This is a genomic window from Mesorhizobium dulcispinae, from assembly GCF_033977345.1.
GTDB classification, from domain to species: domain Bacteria; phylum Pseudomonadota; class Alphaproteobacteria; order Rhizobiales; family Rhizobiaceae; genus Mesorhizobium; species Mesorhizobium dulcispinae.
Genome location: NZ_JAVIIY010000001.1, coordinates 875882 through 898927 on the forward strand (window position 1 = coordinate 875882; position 23046 = coordinate 898927).

Annotated in this window: 25 protein-coding genes; 5 read left to right on the forward strand and 20 right to left on the reverse strand. The window is 63.1% G+C overall.

Annotated features, from left to right (window positions below):
* Positions 1–95: 95 nt before the first annotated feature.
* The 8 genes from RFN30_RS04235 to RFN30_RS04270 form a co-directional block, all read right to left on the reverse strand.
* On the reverse strand, positions 96–1034 hold the full coding sequence (locus tag RFN30_RS04235) for a S1/P1 nuclease (protein ID WP_320260855.1): 939 nt from the start codon (positions 1032–1034) through the stop codon (positions 96–98).
* A 152-nt stretch (positions 1035–1186) separates the two neighbouring features.
* Positions 1187–1510 carry a DUF2934 domain-containing protein gene (locus tag RFN30_RS04240; RefSeq protein WP_320260856.1) on the reverse strand — a complete coding sequence of 108 codons (324 nt, stop codon included), beginning with the start codon at positions 1508–1510 and terminating at the stop codon, positions 1187–1189.
* 111 nt (positions 1511–1621) lie between these two features.
* Complete coding sequence (locus RFN30_RS04245) at positions 1622–2731, reverse strand: mandelate racemase/muconate lactonizing enzyme family protein (protein ID WP_320260857.1); 1110 nt, start codon at positions 2729–2731, stop codon at positions 1622–1624.
* Positions 2731–5169, reverse strand: coding sequence for a GcvT family protein (locus tag RFN30_RS04250; RefSeq protein ID WP_320260858.1), 2439 nt, complete (start codon positions 5167–5169; stop codon positions 2731–2733). Before RFN30_RS04250 ends, RFN30_RS04245 begins: the two co-directional genes overlap by 1 nt.
* A 148-nt stretch (positions 5170–5317) precedes the next feature.
* Positions 5318–6319 carry a L,D-transpeptidase gene (locus RFN30_RS04255; protein ID WP_320260859.1) on the reverse strand — a complete coding sequence of 334 codons (1002 nt, stop codon included), beginning with the start codon at positions 6317–6319 and terminating at the stop codon, positions 5318–5320.
* A 314-nt stretch (positions 6320–6633) separates the two neighbouring features.
* Positions 6634–6813, reverse strand: coding sequence for a hypothetical protein (locus RFN30_RS04260; RefSeq protein WP_320260860.1), 180 nt, complete (start codon positions 6811–6813; stop codon positions 6634–6636).
* Between the two features lie 99 nt (positions 6814–6912).
* Positions 6913–7221 carry a hypothetical protein gene (locus RFN30_RS04265; protein WP_320260861.1) on the reverse strand — a complete coding sequence of 103 codons (309 nt, stop codon included), beginning with the start codon at positions 7219–7221 and terminating at the stop codon, positions 6913–6915.
* Positions 7222–7231: 10 nt separating this feature from the next.
* Entirely contained in the window at positions 7232–8119 is an 888-nt protein-coding gene (locus tag RFN30_RS04270) for a transcriptional regulator GcvA (protein ID WP_320260862.1), read from the reverse strand.
* Between the two features lie 111 nt (positions 8120–8230).
* Here RFN30_RS04270 and RFN30_RS04275 point away from each other — a divergent pair, with 111 nt between their 5' ends.
* The 4 genes from RFN30_RS04275 (at position 8231) to RFN30_RS04290 (ending at position 12160) form a co-directional block, all read left to right on the forward strand.
* Positions 8231–8716, forward strand: a complete 486-nt coding sequence (locus tag RFN30_RS04275; protein ID WP_320260863.1) for a VOC family protein — start codon at positions 8231–8233, stop codon at positions 8714–8716.
* Between the two features lie 35 nt (positions 8717–8751).
* A complete protein-coding gene (locus RFN30_RS04280; RefSeq protein WP_320260864.1) occupies positions 8752–9483 on the forward strand; it encodes an SDR family oxidoreductase in 732 nt (243 codons plus the stop codon).
* Between the two features lie 231 nt (positions 9484–9714).
* The gene (locus tag RFN30_RS04285) at positions 9715–11550 is read left to right on the forward strand and encodes a phospholipase D-like domain-containing protein (protein WP_320260865.1); all 1836 of its coding nucleotides are present in this window, start codon (positions 9715–9717) and stop codon (positions 11548–11550) included.
* 271 nt (positions 11551–11821) lie between these two features.
* Positions 11822–12160: a hypothetical protein gene (locus tag RFN30_RS04290; protein ID WP_320260866.1), complete on the forward strand. Its 339-nt coding sequence runs from the start codon at positions 11822–11824 to the stop codon at positions 12158–12160.
* A 104-nt stretch (positions 12161–12264) separates the two neighbouring features.
* Here RFN30_RS04290 and RFN30_RS04295 read toward each other — a convergent pair whose 3' ends face one another.
* Positions 12265–13800, reverse strand: coding sequence for an FAD-dependent oxidoreductase (locus RFN30_RS04295; RefSeq protein WP_320260867.1), 1536 nt, complete (start codon positions 13798–13800; stop codon positions 12265–12267).
* A gap of 478 nt (positions 13801–14278) precedes the next feature.
* Between RFN30_RS04295 and RFN30_RS04300 the strand changes: the two genes are divergently transcribed.
* The gene (locus tag RFN30_RS04300; protein WP_320260868.1) at positions 14279–16225 is read left to right on the forward strand and encodes a putative bifunctional diguanylate cyclase/phosphodiesterase; all 1947 of its coding nucleotides are present in this window, start codon (positions 14279–14281) and stop codon (positions 16223–16225) included.
* 372 nt (positions 16226–16597) lie between these two features.
* Here the strand turns inward: RFN30_RS04300 and queE are convergent, their stop codons facing one another.
* From queE to bufB, 11 genes are all read right to left on the reverse strand, one after another.
* Complete coding sequence (queE, locus tag RFN30_RS04305; protein ID WP_430698601.1) at positions 16598–17347, reverse strand: 7-carboxy-7-deazaguanine synthase QueE; 750 nt, start codon at positions 17345–17347, stop codon at positions 16598–16600.
* Positions 17326–17682, reverse strand: coding sequence for a 6-carboxytetrahydropterin synthase QueD (gene queD, locus RFN30_RS04310; RefSeq protein ID WP_320260870.1), 357 nt, complete (start codon positions 17680–17682; stop codon positions 17326–17328). Before queD ends, queE begins: the two co-directional genes overlap by 22 nt.
* Before the next feature lie 11 nt (positions 17683–17693).
* Positions 17694–18404, reverse strand: a complete 711-nt coding sequence (queC, locus tag RFN30_RS04315) for a 7-cyano-7-deazaguanine synthase QueC (RefSeq protein ID WP_320260871.1) — start codon at positions 18402–18404, stop codon at positions 17694–17696.
* 323 nt (positions 18405–18727) lie between these two features.
* Positions 18728–18955, reverse strand: a complete 228-nt coding sequence (locus RFN30_RS04320) for a GDCCVxC domain-containing (seleno)protein (protein ID WP_347349916.1) — start codon at positions 18953–18955, stop codon at positions 18728–18730.
* Positions 18952–19233 carry a heavy-metal-associated domain-containing protein gene (locus RFN30_RS04325; protein WP_320260872.1) on the reverse strand — a complete coding sequence of 94 codons (282 nt, stop codon included), beginning with the start codon at positions 19231–19233 and terminating at the stop codon, positions 18952–18954. The genes RFN30_RS04320 and RFN30_RS04325 overlap by 4 nt, the downstream gene beginning before the upstream one ends.
* Positions 19234–19242: 9 nt before the next feature.
* Positions 19243–19623 (reverse strand): mercuric transporter MerT family protein, encoded by a 381-nt coding sequence (locus RFN30_RS04330; RefSeq protein ID WP_320260873.1) that lies wholly within the window; start codon positions 19621–19623, stop codon positions 19243–19245.
* Positions 19620–20276 (reverse strand): NrsF family protein, encoded by a 657-nt coding sequence (locus tag RFN30_RS04335; protein WP_320260874.1) that lies wholly within the window; start codon positions 20274–20276, stop codon positions 19620–19622. Before RFN30_RS04335 ends, RFN30_RS04330 begins: the two co-directional genes overlap by 4 nt.
* The gene (locus tag RFN30_RS04340) at positions 20273–20878 is read right to left on the reverse strand and encodes a sigma-70 family RNA polymerase sigma factor (RefSeq protein WP_320260875.1); all 606 of its coding nucleotides are present in this window, start codon (positions 20876–20878) and stop codon (positions 20273–20275) included. The genes RFN30_RS04335 and RFN30_RS04340 overlap by 4 nt, the downstream gene beginning before the upstream one ends.
* A complete protein-coding gene (locus tag RFN30_RS04345; RefSeq protein ID WP_430698604.1) occupies positions 20875–21357 on the reverse strand; it encodes a DoxX family protein in 483 nt (160 codons plus the stop codon). The genes RFN30_RS04340 and RFN30_RS04345 overlap by 4 nt, the downstream gene beginning before the upstream one ends.
* The gene (locus tag RFN30_RS04350) at positions 21354–22148 is read right to left on the reverse strand and encodes an HvfC/BufC N-terminal domain-containing protein (RefSeq protein ID WP_320260876.1); all 795 of its coding nucleotides are present in this window, start codon (positions 22146–22148) and stop codon (positions 21354–21356) included. Before RFN30_RS04350 ends, RFN30_RS04345 begins: the two co-directional genes overlap by 4 nt.
* A complete protein-coding gene (gene bufB, locus RFN30_RS04355) occupies positions 22132–22995 on the reverse strand; it encodes an MNIO family bufferin maturase (RefSeq protein ID WP_320260877.1) in 864 nt (287 codons plus the stop codon). The genes RFN30_RS04350 and bufB overlap by 17 nt, the downstream gene beginning before the upstream one ends.
* Positions 22996–23046 lie beyond the last annotated feature (51 nt).

Here is a 23046-nt window from a genome sequence, read left to right on the forward strand (position 1 = left end):
ATTTCCGCCGGTCGAACCAGCACCATTGCCGTGCGGACACTATGCATCCGCGTGGGCCGCGCGGCAATCTGCGCCTGCCGGGGTCCGCCACGTCGCTACTTGTCAACCGCCAGCGTCTCGTTGAGCACGGCGGCGAGATGCAGGCCGCCGAGCGCGAGCTGCTCCACGGCGACCGGTGAGAATTTGTCGAAATAGGCCTGGTCGAGGATCACCGCGTGCGGATTGTCCGACTTGATGGACGTGCCCTTGGGCAGGGCGCGATAGGCGTCCTCGGCTATCTTGTGGCAGGCGGCCAGCCATTTCTCCGGCGTCTGGTCGGCGGCCGGCAGCGGCGCGAGATTGGGGATGACATCCGTCTCGAGGTCGAGCGCCACCTTGCCCCAATCATAGTATTTGAACAGGATCAGGCCGGAATCCCACACCGCGTGGAAAGTGGTGAGGTCGCGATAGGTCGAGCCGTCCGGCTTCGGCCGCGAGACATTGAAGGTCACCGTCAGCGTGTTGCCGCCCTGGTCGCCCTGGCTGCCGTCCAGGCGCTCGACGCAGTGCAGCGGCTGCGACAGGTCGCCGACCAGATGGATGACGAAGGCAAGCGCCTCCCAGCGCTCCTCGTCGCTCTTCTTGGGATCGGCAAGGATTTTTTCCTGCGCCGGCAGCGCCTTCATCAGGCAGAAACCAAAAGCCGGGTCGTCCTTGCAGTCGCGCGCCGCGTCGTAGGCGGTGGTGCCGGCCGTAGCATCGCCGGGTTTGGAGGCCAGCGGAATGTCGACGAAGTGCCAGTTCGACGTCTCCTTGTGGTTGTCGGCGCGATAGTCGTCGGGCCAGCTCGCGACCGAGGCCAGCGAGACCGTCGCCGGCGGCTTGAGCTTAAGATGCGAACGCAAGAGCTGTTCGATCACGTCATAGGCGTCTTTGCTCAGCCTGTGCTGCGCGATCTCTGCGATCACCGCATGGCCTTCCTGGCCCCAGGCCAGGGCCTGCCCGCACATCGTCACGCTCGCCAGGCAGGAAACCGCCGCCGCTTTCCAGTTCATCGCCTTGCCTCCTCAAACAAGGTTTCGCTCTGGAAAGTACAATCGAGGCGCCTGTCACAAACAAGCGGATTTCCAAACGCTCTCGTCCGAAGACATGCGCAAGATCAAAAAACCAAGGCGCATGGAACGGATCTGAAAGATCGCGGCGCGTTTTATGGCCGCTTCCGCGCCTGGATGGCCCGCGCCGCCTGCTCGATCGCGGCGCGGTCGTTGCCCAGCCGGTCGAGCAGTTCCTGGGCCTCTCCGCTGCTGATCCCGGTGCGCATCGAAAGCGCTTCCACTGTCAGCACATCCGAACTAGCGATCTCGCGCGTTTCCGGCAGCGCGTCGTCCGCCGTCAGCGGCAGGGCCGCTTCGCGATCGATTTCCATCTCGGCCTGATGCCAGTGCCGCTCATGGTCGCCATCGAGGCTGCCCTCGCGCTGCCAGATCTCATAGGCGCGCCGCCTGATCTTCTCGATCCGATCGTCGTCCATTGCTGTTTCCTCCGTGCGTGTCCTTCAACGCAGGGGGAAGCGGAACGATCCGCGCTGTCCGAGAAGTGATCGCCTGGCCGGTTGCGGTCTGGACCGCAGCCGGCGCGTTGGTCAGGGCCCGTATATGGCCGCCGGCTTGCCGAACATGCCGGGCTCCGGTTTCACGCCCAGCCCCGGCCGTTCCGGCACTGCGATATGCCCCTGGCGGATGACGACCGGGTGCTTCGGGTCGAAATGTCCCTTGATGTACTCCTGCGCGATCCAGGCTCCCTCCATGCGGCGCGGCTCGACGGTCGCGGCGAGATGGACGCAAGCCGCCGCGATGATGTCGCCGCCCCAGGCGTCGTCGCAGCTGTGCGGCAGCGAGCGGATGGCGCAGAGGTCGCGAACCGTCGTCATCTTGGTGAGGCCGCCAAGGCGCGTCACCTTGAAGCCGAAGCCGTCCGCGATGCCGAGTGAGATTGCCCGCAGCACCGCATTTTGATCCTCGGTGCTTTCGTCGAGATAGACCGGATGCGTCACGCGACCTTTAAGCGTTGCGACCTCGTCCATGGTGTTGCAGGGCTGCTCGAAGACGAAGGGAATCGCCTGGCAGAGCCGGTCGAAATGGATCGCGGCGGCGACTGTCAGGCCCCGGTTGCCGTCGACCGCGATGCGCGCGTTAAAGCCGACCGCTTCCCAGACCTTGTGCACGACGGCCACGTCTTCTTCCAGATTGCGCCCGCCGATCTTGACCTGCAGGCGCGGATAGCCTGCCTTCACCTTGTCGGCCGCGATCCTGGCCGTCTCCTCCGGCGGGCCGACGATCAGCGAGTAGTAGGCCGGCACGCGGTCTGCCAGCGCCCCACCCAGCAGCGTTGAGACCGGCACGCCGAGCTTCTGGCCGAGAAGGTCGAGAAAGGCCATGTCGAAGGCCGCCTTGGCGTAGCCGTGTCCGTTGAGCCGCTCGTCCATGCGTTTGGCCAGCAGCCTGATCGAGGCGATCTCCAAACCGATGAGCCCCGGCGCAATCTCGGCGATGGCCGCGCGAGCACCCAGCGCATGGTGCGGCTGGTAGATCGGGCCAATCGGGCAGGTCTCGCCCCATCCGGCAAAACCGTCGTCCGTCATGATCTCGACAAGCGTGGAGTCCAGCGATTCCACGTCGTCGCTCGCCATCCGATAGGCGCCGCCTTTGACGGGCAGCTGCGCCGTGTAGACGTTGATCCGATCGACGCGCATCACATCCGCGCCCTGGCCGAGGTCGGATCGTAAGGCGAATCCGCGATCACCTCGGCGATCTTCCATTCTCCCAGGATCGCGACGTCGAGCTTCGTGCCGGGCTTACTCAGCCGCTCCGGCAGCAGCGCCAGCGCCACGTCGTGCCCGAGCGCGTAGCCGTAGCCGCCCGACGTTATGCGCCCGACCAGCTCGCCGTCGATGTAAAGGCCCTCGCAGGCAAGCGCGCTTGCGCCGTCGGTTTCGATCCTGAGCGTCACCGACCGGCGCTGGTCGTTTCTCGCCTTGTATTTCAGCACCGCGTCGCGGCCGACAAAATCGCCCTTGTCAAGGCGAATGAAACGTTCGAGCCCGCTCTCCAGCGCGTTGAGCTCAGAATTCATGTCCCGGTACATCGCGCGATAGGATTTTTCTAGCCTGAGCGACTCCAGCGCATGCAGCCCGACGAGGCGCATGCCATGCTTCTCGCCCTCCTTCAGGATCGCATCCAGCAATTGCCGCTGGTAGGGCAGGGGATGGTAGAGCTCCCAGCCAAGCTCGCCTTCGTAGTTGACGCGCAGCAGCCTGACGTCGCTGGCCAAGGCGACGCTGCCGGTCTTCACGCCGAACCAGGGGAAGCTTTCGTTCGAAAGGTCGATCTCGGTGAGGAGTTGCAGCACGTCTCGCGCGTTCGGCCCGACCACGGTGAAGCAGCCGCGATCGTTGGTGACGTTCTTCAGGCTCACACTACCGTCGGCGGGAAGCAGTCTCGAGAGATCGTCGAAATTCCAGCGCTCCGCGCGCGGCGTCGAGATGAGGTAGAAGAGATCGTTCTTGAGGCGAGCGACCATATATTCCGCCTGCACGCCACCTCCCGTCGTGAGGTGATGCGCCAGCGTCACCTTGCCGGCGGCCGGCAGGCGGTTGGCGAGGATCCTGTCGAGCCATGCGGCGGCGTTCGGCCCCGAAACCTCGAACTTGGTCATCGGCGTCATCTCGACCAGGCCGACGGCGTTGCGCACCGCCAGCACTTCCTCGGCGACGAAGTTCCCCTTGGCAGTCCAGCGCCAGCTGTACTGGTCCTTGGCCTCGACGCCCTTCGGCGCGAACCAGTTGGGCATCTCCCAGCCGTTGAGCACGCCCCACACCGCACCAAGCTCGGTCAGCCGATCATAGGAGGGCGCGGTCTTCTGCGGCCGGGCGGCGGGCATGTCCTGCCCCGGATATTTCTGCTCGGCATGCGTGCCCCAGGCCTCGCGGACCTTTTCTCGCGTCCAGGCCTTGTTGGCGTAGTCGCCGAAGCGGCGCGGATCGAGGTCGGAGGTGTCGAGGCTGTTGCCCCCCTCGACGATCCGCTCCGACAGATGGTAGCCGATCGTGCCGCCCCACAGGATGCCGCCCGGCACGCCCTCGGCCAGCCACACATTGGGCAGCCCCCAGGCCGGCCCCATCAAGGGAAGCTCGTCCGCCGTCATCTGGAATGGGCCGCGCACATTGGCCTTGATGCCTACCCGTCCCAGCGCCGGGACCAATTGCAAAGCCTGCTCCCAGTTCCACGACACCGCCTCGAAATCCTCTTCGACGAGGTCGGCGCCGAACCAGGAAGGCACGCCGTTCTCGGCGAACAATTTTAAATTCGCCGTGCGCTCATAGGGCCCGAACATCAGGCCGTCGCCTTCCTCGCGCAGATACCCCTCGAAACCTTCGTCGCGCAGGATCGGCATTTCGGGCCGTCCCTGGCGCTTGCGCTCGACGATCTCCGGCACCGCTTCGGTGATCCAGTATTGGTGCAGGATCGGGATCGCCGGGATGTCGAGGCCGAGTAGTGCGCCGGTCTGGCGCGCGTAATTGCCGGTCGCGCAGATCACGTGCTCGCAGGTGATGTCGCCCTGGTTCGTCTCGACCAGCCATTCGCCGCTGGGCGTCCGCTTGAAGCCGGTGACCTCGGTATTCAGGTAGACCTTGGCACCCAGATCCCGCGCGCCTTTGGCCATGGCGTGCGTCACGTCGGCCGGCGCGATGTGTCCGTCATCGGGATGATGGAGCGCGCCCAGCATATGGTCGTTGTGAAGAAGCGGACAGAGTTCCCTGGCCTCCGCCGGCGTCAGCAACTGCGCCCGCATGCCCTGGACGTCGGCCACGCTCATATAGCTCTTGAATTCGTCGAGCCGGTCCCTGGAATTGGCGATGCGCAGCTGGCCGCATTTGTGCCAGCCGACCGGCTGCCCGGTCTCGGCCTCCAGCCCTTCATAGATCTCGATGGTCTTCTTGATCATGCGGCCGACATTGATGTTGCGGGCATAGGACGGGATCAGGCCCGCGGCATGCCAGGTCGAGCCGGCGGTCAGTTGCGTGCGCTCGAGCAGCGCCACGTCGGTCCAGCCGCGCTTGGCCAGGCCGTAGAGGATACCGGCGCCGACACAGCCTCCGCCGACGATCACCACTCTCGCATGTGTCTGCATCAAATCACCAAATCCGGACCGATTTCAAAAGCGCGCCGCCGAAGCTACAGGCGACGGAAGGTCGTGTAACGTTCTGAAAAACTAGGGGTGACGATAAATTGGACTTATGCAAAGGTCCGCCTGGGCGGGCTGGCAGACTCCCGGCGTTTCACTGCGCTTGCCCTTCCTGCGCCGTCTCGTCCTTGAACTCGACCTTCGTGCCCGGCTTGACCATTGCGGCGAGGTCTTCGGCGTCCCAGTTGGTCAAGCGGATGCAGCCATGCGAGAAGGTCGTGCCGATCTTGCCGGGGTCAGGCGAGCCGTGGATGCCGTAGCTTTCGATCGAGAGGTCGATCCAGACCGATCCGACCGGATTGTTCGGCCCCTTGGCGATGGTGAAGGGCCGCTTGGTCTTGACCCCTTTGAAGGCGAATTTCGGATCGTAGCGATAGGTCGGATTGTGCACCACGCGCCTGACCTCCGCCGAGCCGCTCGGCGCAGGCTTTTCCTCGCTGCCGATCGAGGCGGGGTAGACCGCGACCGGTTTGCCGGATGGATCGAGCGCGCGCACCTGGCGGGATACTTTGTCGATCTCGACGCTCGCGACGACCGTCGGAGGAGGATCACCTCGGCCGACATCGGGCACCATCAGGCTCACGTCGGCCTTCCTGAAACCGGTTTTGGGATTGAGCATCCGCAGCACCTGTTCGCTGATGTGGAAACGCTCCGCCAGCCTCTCCCGCGCGTTGCGGTAGCCGAGCCGCTTCAGATACGCCATTCGCTCCATGCGGGCAGGGATATGCCTGGTGAAGGGGCCGCGCACGTCCTTGGCCGTGACCTCGTATTTTGTCAGCACCGGGCCGGTGAAAGTCGCCGAGAGCTTGTCCCAGGTTTCGCGCGTGAGCTTGCCGTCGGAGGGCAGGCCGTTCGCCGCCTGGAAGGCCGCGACGGCCTTGGCAAAATTGTCGGAAAGGCGGCCGTCGATCAGGCCGGGCGAGAAGCGGGCGCGATCCAGAAGGATCTGCGCCTTGAGCAGCATCGGATCGACGTCCTTCGGCTCGCCCTCGCTGAATTGCGCCTGATTGACCGCGTCGAGGTCCAGCCTGGCCGCCCGCGCCCCGCCGCATCCAAGCGCCAGCGCCATCGCAACGATAAGAAGCAGCCTGACCATCGACGTCACTCCGCGCCAAATATCTCTCAGGTACCTGTCTTATGACGCGGCACGGCCGATCCGGTTCCTGTCGCGGGCAGCTGCGAAGTTCATCGTGAGCGTGTGCTCCCTCCCATATATGTTTGAATTTTAAGCTCGAACCAGTTCCCAAGAACGCCGATTGCTGGCATGATTGTATAAGGGCCTATGCATTTTCTGATCCCATGGCCCCTTGTCCTGGTAACCGGCGGCTCCCCCAACGCCCCCCGCCCATGCCGTCGGTTGCCCCATTTATGGTATCGAAGCCAAGCCGAGCCCGCAGGAAGCCGCGCAACCTACCGCTCACTGTCCTTGTCGAAAACCTGCTTCGGAAGGATGGGCAGTCCCGGGCGCACCAAACGCTCGGTGCGACGCAGCAGTTTGTAAGAGCGGTTTATCGCGTCTCTGCTGCCCTGGACCAGTTGGTTTTGAAAAGTCGCGCGCGCAGGGCGGCGGGGAACCTTGTCTTCGCGCATAGCGCTCTCCCGTTTGCAGACGGGAGCGCGTTCGTCGTCTCTCAGCCGCCAATGGTGTCCAGTGGATGGTTACCGGCGATGGAATCAAACTAGGGCGCGTTAGGTTTCCATCAACTGGTCAGAGGCGCGTTTACTTGATGACGCCAGACGTGGCTGGCTTCGCACGGCTGCGAGCTCTCGGGTAAGCAGCCTGGCTTGGGCAGCATAAGCCTTTGCTTGCGCCCTGATACGGCTGTTTTCGAGTCGCAGGGTTTTTGCCGGTTCGAGGACCAGATTGTTCACGTCGAATATTTCCATGAGGCCGCGGACGCGGAGGGCGCGAAAATGTTCCCTGGAATTCGTCAGGTAAGGATCAACCACAGGAACGGCCAAGTTCCAAGGCTCACTGGCTGCCATGGTTTTCGACAAGCCTCCTGCCTCAGCGCGGTTCGATCTCGGATAGTATCCAATCCCGAAACGTCTTCACCTTGCGCTGGCGGATCGCTTCCGGCGGGTAGACCAGGTAGAAGCTGGAGACGGCTTTCAGCGCGTGGTCGAACGGCCGGACCAGCCGGCCGGTGGCTAGATCGGCTGAAACCAGCATGGTGCGGCCGAGCACCACGCCTTCGCCTTGCACGGCCGACTCCACCGCGAAGGTGGCGGAATCGAAGGTGAGCCCGCTGTTCGGGTCGACGCCTTCGACGCCGGCGCTGGCGAGCCAGGCCGCCCAGTCGATCCGGTAGCCGTCGCGGATCAGCGTGTGATGCTTGAGGTCCTCTGGCTTCCTGAGAGGATGCGGCCCTTCCAAGAGCTTCGGACTGCAGACCGGAAACACCTCCTCGCCGGTGAGGAACTCGGAGGTCAACCCGGGATAATGGCCGGCGCCGTAGCGGATGGCGACATCGATGCCGTCGCCGCGGAAATTGGTGAGCCTGCCGGTGGTCGACACACGCACGTCGATGTCGCCATGCGCGCGGTGGAAGCGGTAGAGCCTGGGCACCAGCCATTTCCCCGCAAAACCGTCGGACGTGCTGACGTTCAAGGTCGAATTCGAAAGGCGCGAGGTCGCCGTCTCGGTGGCAACCGAGAGCTGGTCGAGCGCCTCGCGCACCGCCCTCGCATAGGGCTCGCCAATGGAAGTCAGCCGCACCGAGCGCGTCGCGCGCTCGAAAAGCTGCACGCCGAGCTGGTCCTCGAGATGTTTCACCGCCCGGCTGATTGCGCCATGCGTGAGGTTGAGCTCGTCCGCCGCCCTGGAGAAATTGAGATGCCGTGCGGCGGCCTCGAAGGCCGGCAATGCGTTGAGCGGCGGCAGTTTGCGGGTCATGGCAATATGTGAGTGTTGGTAACAAATTATTGCCAAATTTTGGTTTGTCTGTCGAGCTTTTTCCAGCCAAAAATCCTCACAGGATTTGTGATTAATGCTCACGAGGACAACATGGCTACCGTTCACCCCTTCCTCTGGTTCAACCTCAATGCCGAAGAGGCGCGCGACTTCTACCTGTCGGTGTTCCGCAACGGCCGGGCGCTGGATGCGATCGAGTTCACCGACTTCGTCGGCGGCACCAACAGAAGCGTGCCGCACGCGATCTTCGACTTCGAGCTCGAAGGCCAGCGCTTCACCGCGCTCAATGCCGGCGGGGTGCCGCCATTCAACGAAAGGATCTCGCTCTACATCGAGACGAAGGACCAGGCCGAGACCGACTACTACTGGAACGCGCTGACGGCGGGCGGCGGCTCGGCAAAGCCCTGCGGCTGGCTGCAGGACAAGTTCGGCGTCTACTGGCAGGTCATCCCGGAGCCGGCGCTGCGCCTGATGAACGACCCGGACCGTGCAAAGGCCGACCGGGCAAGGCAGGCGATGTACAAGATGAGCAAGATCATCCTCGCCGACATCGAAGCGGCCCACGCCGGCCGCGCGTAATTCTCAACCCCATAGCTGAAAGATGGAGGAACCCCATGGCCACGCTTGCGGGAAAGAAGATCATCGTCGTCGGAGGCAGCTCCGGCATCGGTTTCGGCGTGGCGGCGGCTGCGCTGGAAAGCGGCGCGGAGGTCGTGATCGTCGGCCGCTCGGCGGACAAGCTCAAGGCCGCCGGAAAAAGGCTTGCCGGGGCAGGGCGGGTGACAGGCGTCGCCGCCGACATGGCCAACGAGGCCGACGTCGCCCGCTTGTTCGATACGGCCGGCGCCTTCGATCATCTGGCGGCGACGGCCGGCACGCCACCGCCCAACTTTCCGATCGTCGAGACCGACATGGCGTTCGTACGCCAGTTCGTCGACAGCAAGCTGGTCGGCGCGGTGATGCTCGCCAAGCACTCGATGCGCACGCTGAAGGCCGGCGGCTCCATGACCTTCACCTCCGGCATCAACAAGGACCGGCCGCCGATCCCTGGTGGCTCCGTCGTCTCGGCGATCGCCGGCTCCTTCAGCTATTTTGCTCGCGCGCTCGCCCTGGAACTTGCGCCGACGCGCGTCAACATCGTCTCGCCCGGCTGGGTCGACACCGAGATGTGGGACGAGATCGTCGGCCAGGCGAAGGTCGGCTACTTCGACCAGATGGGCGCGCGTATTCCGGTGGGGAGGGTTGCCACGCCGGCCGATGTGGCGCCGGCCTATCTTTATCTCATGCAGAACGAGTTCATGACCGGCGAGACCATCCATATCGACGGCGGGCAGAGGTTGGTCTGAGCGGGCAGGGTCGCCAGAAGCCGACCCGGTGGGCCAAAGGCGCGTCGCTGCGCTTCGAAGCGGTTTGAGAGGTTCTTTCAAAGCTCGGCAGTCGTGAAGTAATGGGTGGGTTTATGTATGATTTACACAATGAGGATCATCCGATAGACTTCGTACCTCAGCGTCCGATAGTTTAGGCGGCAAATAACGCTTAGGAGCTCGTCGGCGAGAACGTGGTCAAGGGGGGCGGCCATGAAAAAGGTGCGCGAATCCAAAGATGCGATGACTGTCGTCGCCTACAGGGGCGATGCGAAGACTTTGCTCGCATTCGATCTTGCGACGGAAGCGTCGCGAAAACGGCTCGCTGGCTTCACGATCGCGGTCAAGCCGCCGGGTAAGGAGCCTTACTACCTTTGGAATCGCCTTCAGTTCAGGAAGCCTGAAGATCATGCGCAGGATCCCGACGAGCCGGCACGCTCGACGATCAACGCGCCTTTGCACAAGTTCCGCTGGGTGCATGTGCCCGGCCTTGAGCATCAAGGCCTTAAGCCGGCGATGGGCGACTACGTTTACACGGTCACGCCGCGCTATTTCGATGACCAGCAGCATCTTCTCCCGATCGATCCGGGCCTCTCGGTGGATGTCACGATCGCCGTGGAACCGTTCTCGAAGGGATCGCTCAAGCTCGCGTTCACACGCGGCTTCACTCAGAGCCAGGCCTTTGTCGAGCATTTTGGATTGAAGACGAAGTTCAAGCCCGCCAACGCGCCACTCCAATTCGACACTTCCGCCATCGCGGGAACCAATCCGGCCGGAGAGACCTTCACATATGCGCAGCAATATGAGTGGTCGGGCTTTACCGCGCGCGACCGGGTCTTCGACATACTGCGCGCGGTCGATGCTGACGCCACGCTCACGATGGACCTCTTTGCGTATGACCTGAGCGAACCGGATGTGCTGACGCTGCTATTGGCGATCGGGCCACGCGCCCGCATCATTCTTGACGATGCGGGACTGCATCACAGTGCCAAGAAGCCTCCGGAAGACCGCTTCGCGGAGCTTTTCGAAGCTGCCGCGGGCGCGCAACGCATCAAGCGCGGCAATTTCGATCGGTACGCGCACGACAAGGTGATCGTGGTCTACCAGAATGACGAGCCGGTTCGCGTGCTGACGGGCTCAACCAATCTTTCCGTCACCGGCATCTATGTGAACTCGAACCACGTCCTTGTTTACGAGGACGCCGAGGTCGCCAAGCTGTATGCGGACCTTTTTCAGACCGTTTGGGACCAGGACGTCGTCGCCAAGCCGTTCAGGATCAGCAAGTTCGCGACCGGGGCACATTCAGTTGGGAGCGCAGCGGTGCCGACAACCAGTTTCACCTTCGCGCCCCACATCGAGGCGGATGCACGCTCCGGACTGGTTGAGGTTGTGGCGCGCGCGAACAAGGAGGCGGATGAGGCAGACAAGCTTGGCAGTGTGCTGTTCGCGGTCATGGAGCTGCAAGGCGCCGCTGACAATCCGGTCTACACCGCGTTGAGCGCGCTGCACGACAGCCAGACCGTTTTCAGCTACGGGATTTCCGATAATCCCGCGGGCATCGCTTTGTACCCGGTTGGCAAGAAGGGCGGCGTCCTCGTCACCGGCAAGCCACAGAAGACCCGCCTGCCGCCGCCCTTCAACCAGGTCCCGAATATCGGCCTCGGACATCAGGTTCATCACAAGTTTGTCGTCTGCGGCTTTAACGGACCCGATCCCACTGTGTTCTGCGGTTCATCGAACCTCTCGCTCCTGGGTGAGCAGGAAAATGGCGACAACCTGCTGACGATCCGGGATGCCGACGTTGCCGCGTGCTTTGCGATCGAGGCGCTGGCGCTTGTCGACCACTTCAACTTTCTCGACAGCACGGCCACCGAGGCGGCGAAAAATACCGACCAAACCAAGGACGCGGTGCTGGCGACGCCGCCGGCAAACAAGTCCTTGGCGGCAATCGATGCGGGGTGGTTCCTCGGCACCACCGATGCTTGGGCGACGAAGTATTTCGCCGCCGGCGATCTTCATGAGCAGGATCGCAGGCTCTTCGTCCGCTGACACGTTGCGTAGTGCAATTCCAGGAAAAGTGTGGAGCGGTTTTCCGTCCGGAATTGCGTGAAAACAAGGACATGGAGCGGTTCGGCGTTTCCGTGAAACGATGAACCGCTCTATGGCTTTGATTGGCGCAGCCTTGATCACCACCATCGCGCGAGACCAGCCGCATAGATGGCGGGCAGAAGGGGGCCATGCTCACACCGATGGCATTTTTGGCGGAACGCTAATATACATGACACTCGAATGAGCAGCGCCTCCGCAAACGAGGAATGCCATGCGAAGCTTCATCCTCGCAGCCATGTGCGTTGCCGCCGCAACAGGCGCCAACGCCCATGACTGGTACGAAAACAAGGTTGATCCGGTAACGAAATTCAAGTGCTGCGGCGGTTATGATTGCCGCGCCATACCTCAGTCTTCGGTGCGGTCAAGGGTCGACGGTGGCTATGTTTATTTGCCCGATGACTTCAACATTCCGCGCGACCGCGTGCAGGAATCGCCGGACGACCAATACCATATCTGCGAGAACAATTACGTCATAACCAATCAGCCCTATTTGCGTTGCTTTTTCGCGCCGCGGGCGAAGATCTCTCTATTTCTCCCAGCGCCAAGGTAATACGGCTCGCCGCTGTCAGGTCCGACACCGGGAGGAGCGCAGCTGTAGTAAGGCCGGTCGCGCCGCGGCCAGACCAGTGCTCCCAACAGCCCTTGCATGCTTCATCAGTTGGCTGCCTGGCGCTCCATTTCCATTTCGGCCTTCAGGCTTTCGATGTCGCGAAAAATCGAGGCGACCGCCAGCGTGCGTGCCTTGCGCTTGAAACGCAGGAGACAATCCTTGGCGGCAATGTCGCCCTCCACCGCTATCTCGTCCCATTGTTCCGCATGTCCGACGTAATTGATCGGGACGTCATAGTGCTGGCTCCAGAAGAATGGGACGGCGGTGTATTTCTCGCGATGTCCGAGCATGTTCAGTGCTGCCGTTTGCCCTTGCCTTTCCGCGACCACCCAGTGCTCGACCCTGATGTTTTCGCCGGTGTGTGGATCGGGCCACCGCGCAATGTCGCCGGCCGCGAAAATGCCCGGCACGCTGGTTTCCAGAAAGGCATCCACCATGATGCCGCGGTCGAGGCTGAGCCCGGCCTTTTCGGCGAGGCCTAGCCGCGGCCGCACGCCGATGCCGGCGACGACGAGATCCGCGGTCAGCGCAATGCCGCTGCTCAGTTGCACGTTCGTGCCGTCGATGCCGGTCGCGGTGTCCTTGAGATGAAATACGACGCCATTCTGCTCGTGGAGCCTGCGGATGAAGTCGCCCATCTGCGGCCCGAGAACCCGTTCCATCGGGCGTCCCTCGGGAGCGACCACATGAACTACGATGTCCCGCGCGCGCAGCGACGCGGCAACCTCGAGGCCGATGAAACTGGCGCCCAGCACGATGGCGCTGCGGCCAGTCTTGGCTTGATCGATGATCGTGTTGCAGTCTGCCAACGACCGCAATGTATGAACGTGCGGCTGATCGGCGCCGGGGATGGTGAGGCGGACCGGTTCGGCTCCCGTCGCAAGCAGCAATCGGTCGTAAGCGATCCGGTTTCCGTCCGCGAGCACGACCTCGCCGGACCGGACATCGATGTCGGCGACGTTGGCTTTGAGACGCAGATCGATGCCGTTCTTTGCATAAAAGCTTGTCCCACGCAGCGGAACCCATTCCGACGGCGCCTTGCCGGCGAGGTAGTCCTTGGAAAGGTTGGGACGATCGACGGGCGGCGCTTCGTCGTCGCTGAGCATGAGGATGCTGCCCTGATGGCCTTCGCGACGCAGTCTTTCGGCGGCTGCGAAACCTGCCGCGCCGCCGCCGACGATCACGACTTTACCGGCAAACTGGCCGGCGCCTCCACCGGTGGGCTTTTGAGCCACCCGTTTGCGCTTCTCGGCCACGAATATCCGGTCACCCCGCTGCTCCACCGACCAGCAGGCGAGTGGACTGAAAGCAGGCGCGCGCACGGCGTCGCCCGTGCGCAGATCAAAACATGCGTGGTGCCACGGACATCGAACGGTATCGTCCACGACAAGACCGTCAGCCAGCGGCCCGCCATAATGCGTGCACGTCGCGCCGATTGCGAAGACCTCTGTCCCGCGGCGCACCAACAGCACCTGTTCTTCGCCACAGTGACCGACCAGCTTTCCGCCATCGGGAAGGTCGGATAGCGCGATGCCTTGGGTCAAATCCGGTCCGCTCGATTTAGATTGGTCTTGAGCCATCTTCTTCTCCCTTGCGCCATCGATGTTGGAGCCGGCCCCATGCCAGACTGACTCCCGGCGAGGTTTTGGGCAAATCACACGATCATTGGCCTGCCTTACTCCGGTCGGTGAAGAAAGGTTCGAGGCCCTGTCGCGACGTCGGCGCGCCTATCCTTTCCTCGACCGTGGAGGCCGACGGATGATTTGATGAAGTTTCGTCAGATCGGTTCCGACGGGCCGACAAATTTCCCAGCTCTGACCGCACCGTCCGATCGGGCCTGGGATCTCCGCTTGTGCAAACCTGCCGGGTCGCGCAACGCGGCGGGCATGCGGATGCGCCGGAGAGTCTGCGGACGCCGCGCCCGCCAATTCGCTTGATGCGCCGTAAGCTGCTGAAATGCTTAACGTGATTTTCATCCCGCTCATTTAGCCACTTGGCATTATGGCACATCTCAAGCAGCCTGGCCGAGGGCGCAGCCCTCTGGGGCAAAGCGAATCCGTGGAAGGCGGTATCCTCCGGGATCAGTTCGCTGACCTGAGGCAGGGCCTTTTCATCTCGATGCCCATCGGCACGGTGCTTTCGGCCCTGATCCTGGCCGTGCAGATGCTTTCTGGCGGCGGCCTTGCGGCGGTGCTGTGGTTTGTGGCGGTCAGCATCATCAACGGCGCCCGCATAGGACTGGCGCTTGCCCGGCCGGACATTCCTGATGGCGGGCCCGATGGTGAGCGGAAGCCGGTCGCCCAACTTTCCCTTTACGGGCTGCTGGCTCTGGCATCGGGCATCGCATGGTCTGTTCTGGCCGTTCTTTCGCATGGGTACACCACGCCCCAGGCGCCGCTATATCTGATCGTTCTTGCGGGTCTGTCGGCCGGTTCGGTTACCTACGGAGCATCATATGCGCCGGCTTCGATCAACTTCATGACGCTGCCGCTGCTGATCGCCGCCGGCTGCGTGTTGGCGAAAGGCAATATCGAGAACTACGTACTCGGTTTCACCATCCTGCTGTTTCTCGCGGGTATGATCAGAAGCTCGCTTCTCGGACAGGCCCGCTTCAAGGAGACGAGCCGCCTCAAATACGAGGCGAGGGCGTTCGCCGCCCAGATGGAACGGAATTCCAGGCGGGACCCGCTGACGAATTTGCTCAACAGATATGGGCTGGAGCAGGCAATCTCTCAGCTCGGGCATTCCGACGGTCCGTTCGTGGCCATGCTGATCGACCTGGACGGCTTCAAATCCGTCAACGACACCTATGGTCACAACATCGGCGACGACCTGCTGGTCAGGGTCGCGCGCAGGATCGAGAACCATGCCCCGCCGGGCGCAACGATCGCGCGCATCGGCGGCGACGAGTTCGTGCTGCTCTTTCCAGCATCGCGGTCCCCGCGTTCGACGGAAGCGCTTGCATCCCTGATCATCGCGGCCATCGCAGATCCTGATCCGGCGCTGAATTCGGTGCGCGTCGGCGCGTCGATCGGCATCTACGCGTCGCAGAAGCCGCAATTGACGGAGATGCTGCTGCGCGCGGACTTCGCGCTTTATGCGGCCAAGCGCAGCGGCAGGAACGAATACTGTCTCTTCGATGCCGAACTCGACCACGGGCTCGAACGCAAGCACTGCATAGAGCGCGACCTGCGCGCAGCCATCGAGAGAGGCGCTCTTTGCTCATGGTTCCAGCCGATCGTGCGGCTGGACACCCATGTGGTCGTCGGCTTCGAAGCGCTCCTGCGCTGGCAGCACCCGGTCCATGGGGCTATTCCCCCGCCGGTGATCGTCACGGCGGCGCGTGAAACCGGCCTGCTTTCCCTGCTGACGGAGACGGTGTTTCTCAATTGCTGTTCCATGATCGAAGAGCTCGGGAGGAACGGGCGCCGGGATGTGCGCGTTGCGATGAATCTTTCGCCGCGCGAGCTCGAGGCAGGCAATGTCGATGACATGATTCTCGATGGCCTCCGGACAAACAATGTTCCCGCGGCCATGCTCGAAATAGAGATCACGGAAGAGGCGCCCGTGGACCGCGACAGGGTCGACGAAAAGCTGGAGCGCCTGGCGGACACCGGCATTTCGATCGTGCTGGACGATTTCGGCACCGGCTTCTCGACCTTGGCTTCGCTGAAGGACAGCCGGATCCGCAAGATCAAGATCGACAAGGACTTCGTTCGCGATCTGGCCAAGTCGGTGGAAGATCAGGCGCTCGTCAAGGCGGTCATCGACCTCGGGCGAACGCTGGGAATAGAGGTGATGGCGGAGGGAGTCGAAACGGACGCGGACCGCCTGATCCTGCGCTCGCTCGATTGCCTGATCGCGCAGGGCTTCCTCTTCTCGGCGGCACTTCCCATGCATGACGCGCTTGCCTTCGAACCAAAGCATTTCGACGACGCTGGCGCCGCCAAAGCCACATCTGGTCCCGCAGGGCGCCCACTGCGCCGAAGCGGCAGCGCCGCCTGAGCGATCTCGGCGACTCCACCTTGAGGAACTGCCGTGCCACCAGATGGCGGCTTTCGGATGAGCCGCCGAGGGCGGGCTCCGGCCCCGCTCCTTCTCGGTCGTGTGCGAAAACGACATCGATTTCAAAAAGGCTGCTTTGCCCGACTATCTCGGGTGTAGCGACCTGTTCGCTCAATCCGAAAGCAGACATAGTCGGTGAAGGCATTGCCGTGCTGCCCGCCGAGACAGGAGCGATCAAACCGGGGACGGCGCTGCCGTTATGAATCTTTCGGTGCCTTGCGTCAGCACCGCTTGGTACGACGAGCCAAACGCGGCTCTTTGTGGCGACGTGCCGGATGAGGAATAGCGGCCGGGCACGTTAAAGCGAATCCATTAGACGCCACGTCTGTTGCCCCAGGCCAGCACATGCAACTGCGGCAGGACCGTTGCCGTGAACCACCCATCCGCCGCGACCTTGTCGACAAGCCAGCGAAAGCGCTGCATCAGATCGTCGATGTCGGCCTCTTCGCGGCCAGGACCAGCATGGGTAATCAGCGGGGCAGAATTCCCGACCTGCAGATAAACCGGCAGAGCCGGATAGCGGCTCGCCACGAGCCGGGCATAGGCGTAGTCATTGTCGCCAAACACAGTCACCTTGACGACGCGCTGCGTTCCGCTCTTTGCCGCCGCGACGCAATCGTCGAGAGCCTGCCAGGCGGTTGCCATCCCCGAAGACGGAGGCTTCGGGCTGAGAATGAGCCAGTCGAGCGCGGCAAACCAGGACTGTGCCACACTACCTTGGGTCTCGAGGGCGAAGGTGTGTCCTTTCTGGCGGCCCTGTTCGATGAGGGGAGCCAAAGGCTGAAGTGCGGGATTGCCGCCCGACAGCGACACAAGCACCGGCGCGGAGCTCGACAGCCGCTCAACCTCCGTCAGGATCGCGGTTGGCGTCATCAGCGTCCAGTCTTCGCGGAACTCGGGCAGCACCGCATACAGCGTATCGCACCAGCGGCACCGGTAATCGCAACCGCCCGTGCGTACGAACACGGTCGGGCGCCCGATCAGCGGACCTTCTCCTTGGACCGTCGGACCGAAGATCTCGCTGATGCGAATGCTCCCCTTCATGGCCGGTATTCCGCCCATGTTTTCGGGGTCTCGCTGATGCGGATGGCTGCGACCTCCGGCCACCGCTCACTGCACCAGTCGTAGATCCACTTGGCAATGACCTCGCTGGTCGTCCGATCATGTCCGAGGACCTCGTTGAGGTGGCGATGATCCAGGGTGTTGTCGATGAGCGCCTTGAGTTCCGAGAGTTCGCGGTAGTCGCGGACAAAGCCGACCGGGTCAAGCTCGGCCGACTGCAACACGACCTCGACTTCGTAGTTGTGGCCGTGCAGCCGGGCGCAAGGGTGCTCCGCCGGCAGGCCGCCGATCACATGTGATGCCGAAAAGGAAAACCGCTTGGCGATGGTGTACATGACTGCGCGCCCTATTGCCCTTGCGTTGCTTGGTATTGCTGGCAAGCTTCGATCCAGTAATCCGGGTCTTCGTAGGATGTTGGATCGTTTTGAGCAGCGAGGTGAAAGGCCTCGCGCCGCTCGACGCAGGTGCCGCAGCGACCGCAATGATGAGCCCCGCCCTGGTAACACGACCAGGTTTCCGCGAAGGGCACGCCGAGCCGTGCGCCTTCACTGACAATGTCGGCTTTGCTCAGTTGCAGGAACGGCGCGTAAAGGGCGATCCTCGCCAGTCCCTCCAGCGCGTGGCGCTGCATGGCCTCGAAAGCTTCGACAAAAGCCGGGCGGCAGTCCGGATAGATGAAATGATCCCCGCCGTGGACCGCTGCCGCCACGGCATCGGCCTGTTCCGCCGCGGCTACACCAAAGGCCACCGCCAGCATAATCGCGTTGCGATTGGGTACGACAGTGACGCGCATGCTGTCTTCCGCATAGTGCCCCTCGGGGACCGGGCCGCCGCTGGTCAGCGCCGAGCCGGTCAGGAGGCGTCCGACCGCGGTGATATCGACGACGTCGTGTGGCACGCCGAGGTGCAAGGCACACCTCCGCGCATATTCCAGCTCCTTCTTGTGGCGCTGGCCGTAGTCAAACGACACGAGGCGGGTGAGGGCCCTTTCGGCAGCGACCTTGTAGGCGAGCGTGACGGAATCCAATCCGCCGGAACAGATAACGATAGTCTTCACCAGGCTTCCTTGTTTTAACCGGGTAGGCTGCGACCGGATCGGCTCACGTGCCGATGGACGTTTAGCGGATCACGCACGAATGGGCGCCATCCGCGAAGCGGACGGAACCCGTCCACTTTCCGGCGCTACAAATAGCCGGTGTCGTGCCGATGTCAATGAGGAGTGCGCGAGCGAAGCGCCGGCTTACAGCGGATGAATTGACGACGCTGCGGTGCCTATCTTCGGCGTGCGGCACGCCGGCGACGCCACATTGCCGGCCGAGCGGTGGCGAGCCGCGCATGAAAGTGCCACGCCGACTGGCAGCAGCGGGAGTGTCGTTGTCATCAACAGCAATGACGCCCGCCCGATGCCCCGGACTGCCGCTCCTTCTGTTTCGGCGGACAGGGACGGTCTCCGTAAGAGCAGAATACGCAGCAATCTCCCGCCAGGGGCTTGAGGAGAACCTTGCAGCTTTCGCATTCGTAGAAGTACTGGCAGGCATCGGCCGGCATCGTCTCGGTTCTGCGGTGGCCGCAGGCCGGACAGGTAATGGTGCTGGTGAGCTCGATCATTGCTCTTTCACCAAGGCTGCCGCATAGCCGGCGTTGGTGGAAGCAGCGGCGATCGCCGCGGTGCTCGTCTTGCCAGCGTCAAAGACGACCGTTGCAGTTTTGGCATCGACATCGGTTGAAACGGAGACGATGCCGTCAAGGCGCTTGATTGCGGTCGCAACAGTGACCGGGCAGAGCGGACACGTCATGTCGGGCACTGAGAATGTGGCGGTGCGCTGCCCCGCGGCGGCGGGCGCGGCGGCGAGGAGCAGGACAGCGATTGCAATCGCGATGCGCATAGGGATCTCCTACAGATTGAGCTGTCCGTAGACGTCGACAGCGGCCGCCGACGCTGCAAGGAGGCTCGCGGCCAACAGGATCCATCGGATGGAACGGCGATAAACGGGGCTGGCGCAAAGGGAGCCCGGAAGGCAGGCGGCTTCGCTGCCTCGGTGACGCCACAACCCGAGGCCGATGGAGACGACCGCCACCGTGAGGAAATATGGCTGGTAAGGCGCCAGCGCGGTGAGGCGCGCGATCCAGGCGCCGCTAATTCCCGCGAGCGCCAAGGCGAGGGGAAGGATACAGCAGGCGGAGGCGAGGAGACCTGCCGAAAGGCCGCCAAGAGCGAGCGGCAGCGCAGCCCGCGATGTCGTTGAATTGCTGCCGATGGGCGATGGTCCGATCATTCCGGCATCTCCGCGCGGCTCGACAAGAACAGATGGATGGCGGCGCCCGACAGCATGATCAACAGTCCGGTGCCGAGATTGAACATCAAGATCTCGATGCTGGCGTCGATCGGATGAAACAGGGTCAGCGCCGTTGCGGTAATTCCAGCCACGGAAAGGCTTGCGGCGAATATCACCGGCGCGGGGTTGAAACTGGCGGCATGGCGAAGCATGAGGCCCAGGGCGAGCGACAAAGGCAGGCTGGTCAGCACCAAGGTGGCAACGCACGAAACCGTCTCGCCGGGGGACGCGCGGCCGGGAGCCATCGGTGTCCAGAAACTCAGGCACTGATAGCCGATCGAGAAAAGCCACAGGGCAAGTGCCGGAAAGGGCAGCCACAGCCAGTGACGTGAACGGCCAGGGAGGCTGACGAGGAATGCCGCGACTGCGGCAAGAACGCCGGTGAAGAGAGCCCCCGCAAGGCTCAAGGCGAAGCGGATTTCCGCCAGGCGAACGAGCAGCCCCGGCCGCCAGCCATGCGCAGCAGCAATCATGGCGAGGATCAATGCAGCCAGGAGCAGGAAACCGGTGGCGCGCAACAACGGCGGACGAAGCCGCCTGACCGGCCTCAGATTGGCGGTAAGCGCGGAGATGAGATCATCCGTGGGGGTCATGGCTCACTCCCGCCAGAGAAGAATCGCCGCAGGCGCTGGACGGCGCGGTGCGTTGCGACTTTGAGTGCTGCCACGCTCGTCCCGCTCGCCGCCGAGGCTTCCTTCAGCGACAGCCCTTCGATCTTGGTGAGCAGCACGGCTTCACGCTGTCCGGGAGGAAGGCGGTCGAGGGCCGTGGCAATCTCATGGATCTTCGTCATGTCTTCAAGGTTCGTGGGTTGGCCGGCAAAGGTTTCGTGCGCAGGTTCAAATTCCGTTTCGAAGGCCCGACGGCGACCTTGGCGGCGCAGACGGTCGATCAGCCTGCGTCTGGCAATGGCCGTGAGCCAGGGACTGAATGGCCGCGCCGGATCATAGGTTCGACGCACGGCGTGCAAGGTAAGCAGTATATCCTGCACCGCATCCTCGACATCGCTGGGATTGCGGTGACAGCGCGCCGCGTGGGCGCGGAGGTAAGGAGTGATGCTCTCGAGGAGCCGCCGGTAGGCGTTGGCATCGCCATCCTGGGCCCTGGCCATGAGGATCGACCAATCCAGCTCTCGCACCTGCGGCGAGGGAGCAGCCGCCCCCCGCACAAGCTTCAGCGCCGGTTTGGTGGTCATTGCCGGTACGCCTCCGAAGCAAATCGTAAGGCTATCAGCCGGTCGAGGGAAATGGGCCCGGCGCCCAGGGCTATGATCGAGATCGCCATGGCGGCCCAGGGCAGATGGAAGTTGGCCCAGCCGTCGGGCACCACAAGTTGGATGACACCGGTCATGACGAGCATCGCCAACGCGGCGAAGCGAGTGGCGAGGCCCAGGACCAGCAGCACCGGCAAAGTGAGCTCGGCGGTTGCCACAAGATAGGCCACGGCATCGGGCATGGGGAATCCGTACTCGGCGCCGAAGAGGTGCAATTTGAACTCCTCTTCGAACAGATAGGTGGTGCTATCCGAAATCTGCAGGAAGCCGTCCCAGCGCGTGAGGCCGGAGCGGAAAAACGGCACCGCGAGCGCGGCGCGCAGAAAGATCGGCGCCACAGCCACGGCGATAGAGGAAAGCCGCCTTGTCAGTGTTTGGATCAGTTCCGGAGCAGACATCATGACGGATCACCTTCAGCATCTCGTTCGAGGCTCCAATCGGTGAAAGCGCCGGATTCAATCAGTCCGGCCAACGTCGCGCTGAGATCGAAGTGGATTGTCACCTCAAGTGCGGCGATAGCCGCGGCCACCACTGGCCCGCCGGCGCCCAGGCTCCTGACAAGGGCCGCTGCCCCCATCGGAATCTGGTGCACACGAACTTCTGCGCCTGGGCGGATGATGAGGGCATCCTCGCCGCCGGCATCGAGATCGACATATGCGGGCTCGCCGCCCGCAATGTTCATGCGCCAGATGGTGAGGGCGGGAAAGCGCGATTGCATAACACGCAGCGAAGGATGGAGCGCCAGCCTGACCTGGGCGAGGCGGTCCTGATCGATGGCGAGGAGATCGGCGGCGGAAAGCGGCTCCGCATCGGCTGCGTGATAAGCCTCGATCCAGGCGCGCTCGATCCTCGCCACATCGGCGAGATAGGGAACCGTCGCCGCAGGCTCGAATCCATCAATGAATTCCGGGAAGCCTGCGCCGTAGTCCAGCATGATGGGGGATCGCGGCGGATGGGTTATTGCAAATTGCCCTGCCATGGCGCGGAAGAATTCATCTCCGACGATACGATGAACCGCCGGGTAGTTTTCCTTCAATGTCTCGATGAGGCCGGTCACGACGTTGTTGCGATAGACCGCAAAGCGGCGCGGACTTGGTAAGCCATCGGGGCCTACAAGGCCCGGCGGTGTGGCCCGCGCCGCATCGAGCAGGGCCTTGGCGAAATCATGCTGCCGTTCAGCCAGTCCCTGCAAGGCGCACCTCCTGCGGTGTCGCGTGAGACGTCATATGCGCTTCGGCCCGCATGGCCTCGGCGTGCAGCTCGGCCCATGACGGCAAATCGGCATCCCATTCGATCAGCGTCGGCGTGGGACCGAGCTTGCCGATCACGTAGGCGTAGAGCTGCCAAACCAACGGGTCGACCGGCCGGTTGTGGGTATCGATAAGAAGCGGCCTCTGTTTCTCGTCGGTCTCCGGCGTGAAGCCGGCAAGATGTATTTCCTGCACGGCGCCGAGCGGATAGGCGTCGACATAGGCAAAGGGATCCCACTGCTGATTGGTCGAGGCGACATGGACGTTGCTCACATCGAGCAGCAGTCCGCAGCCAGTGCGCCGCTGCACCTCGGCGATGAAATCAGGCTCGGCATAGGTGCTTTCGGCAAAGGCGATGTAGGTGGAGGGATTTTCCAGCAGCATCTGGCGGCCGAGTGTTTCCTGCACCTCGTCGATGTGGGAGGCGATGCGCCGGAGCGTTTCCCTGGTGTAGGGCATCGGCAGGAGATCGTTCAGAAACGCCTCGCCATGGCTCGACCATGCAAGGTGCTCGGAGAACAGTCCCGGCTCGTAACGGGCGATCAGGTCCTTCAAGCGCCTCAAATGGTCTCGGTCGAGGGGCCTGGCCGCGCCGATCGACAGGCCGACGCCGTGCAGCGATAGCGGATAGAGCTCGCGGATCGCGCGGAGGTAGCGATGCGGCGGTCCACCAGCCCCCATGTAGTTTTCGGCGTGGACTTCGAAAAAGCCGATACCCGGCACCGTTTCCAGGATCTCGCGGTAGTGCTGGGGCTTAAGTCCCACGCCGGCGCGCGGAGGAATGTTCATGGTCGGCTCCCGGAAGGGCAACGGGCAGCAGGCGGATGGCGACGCCACCCG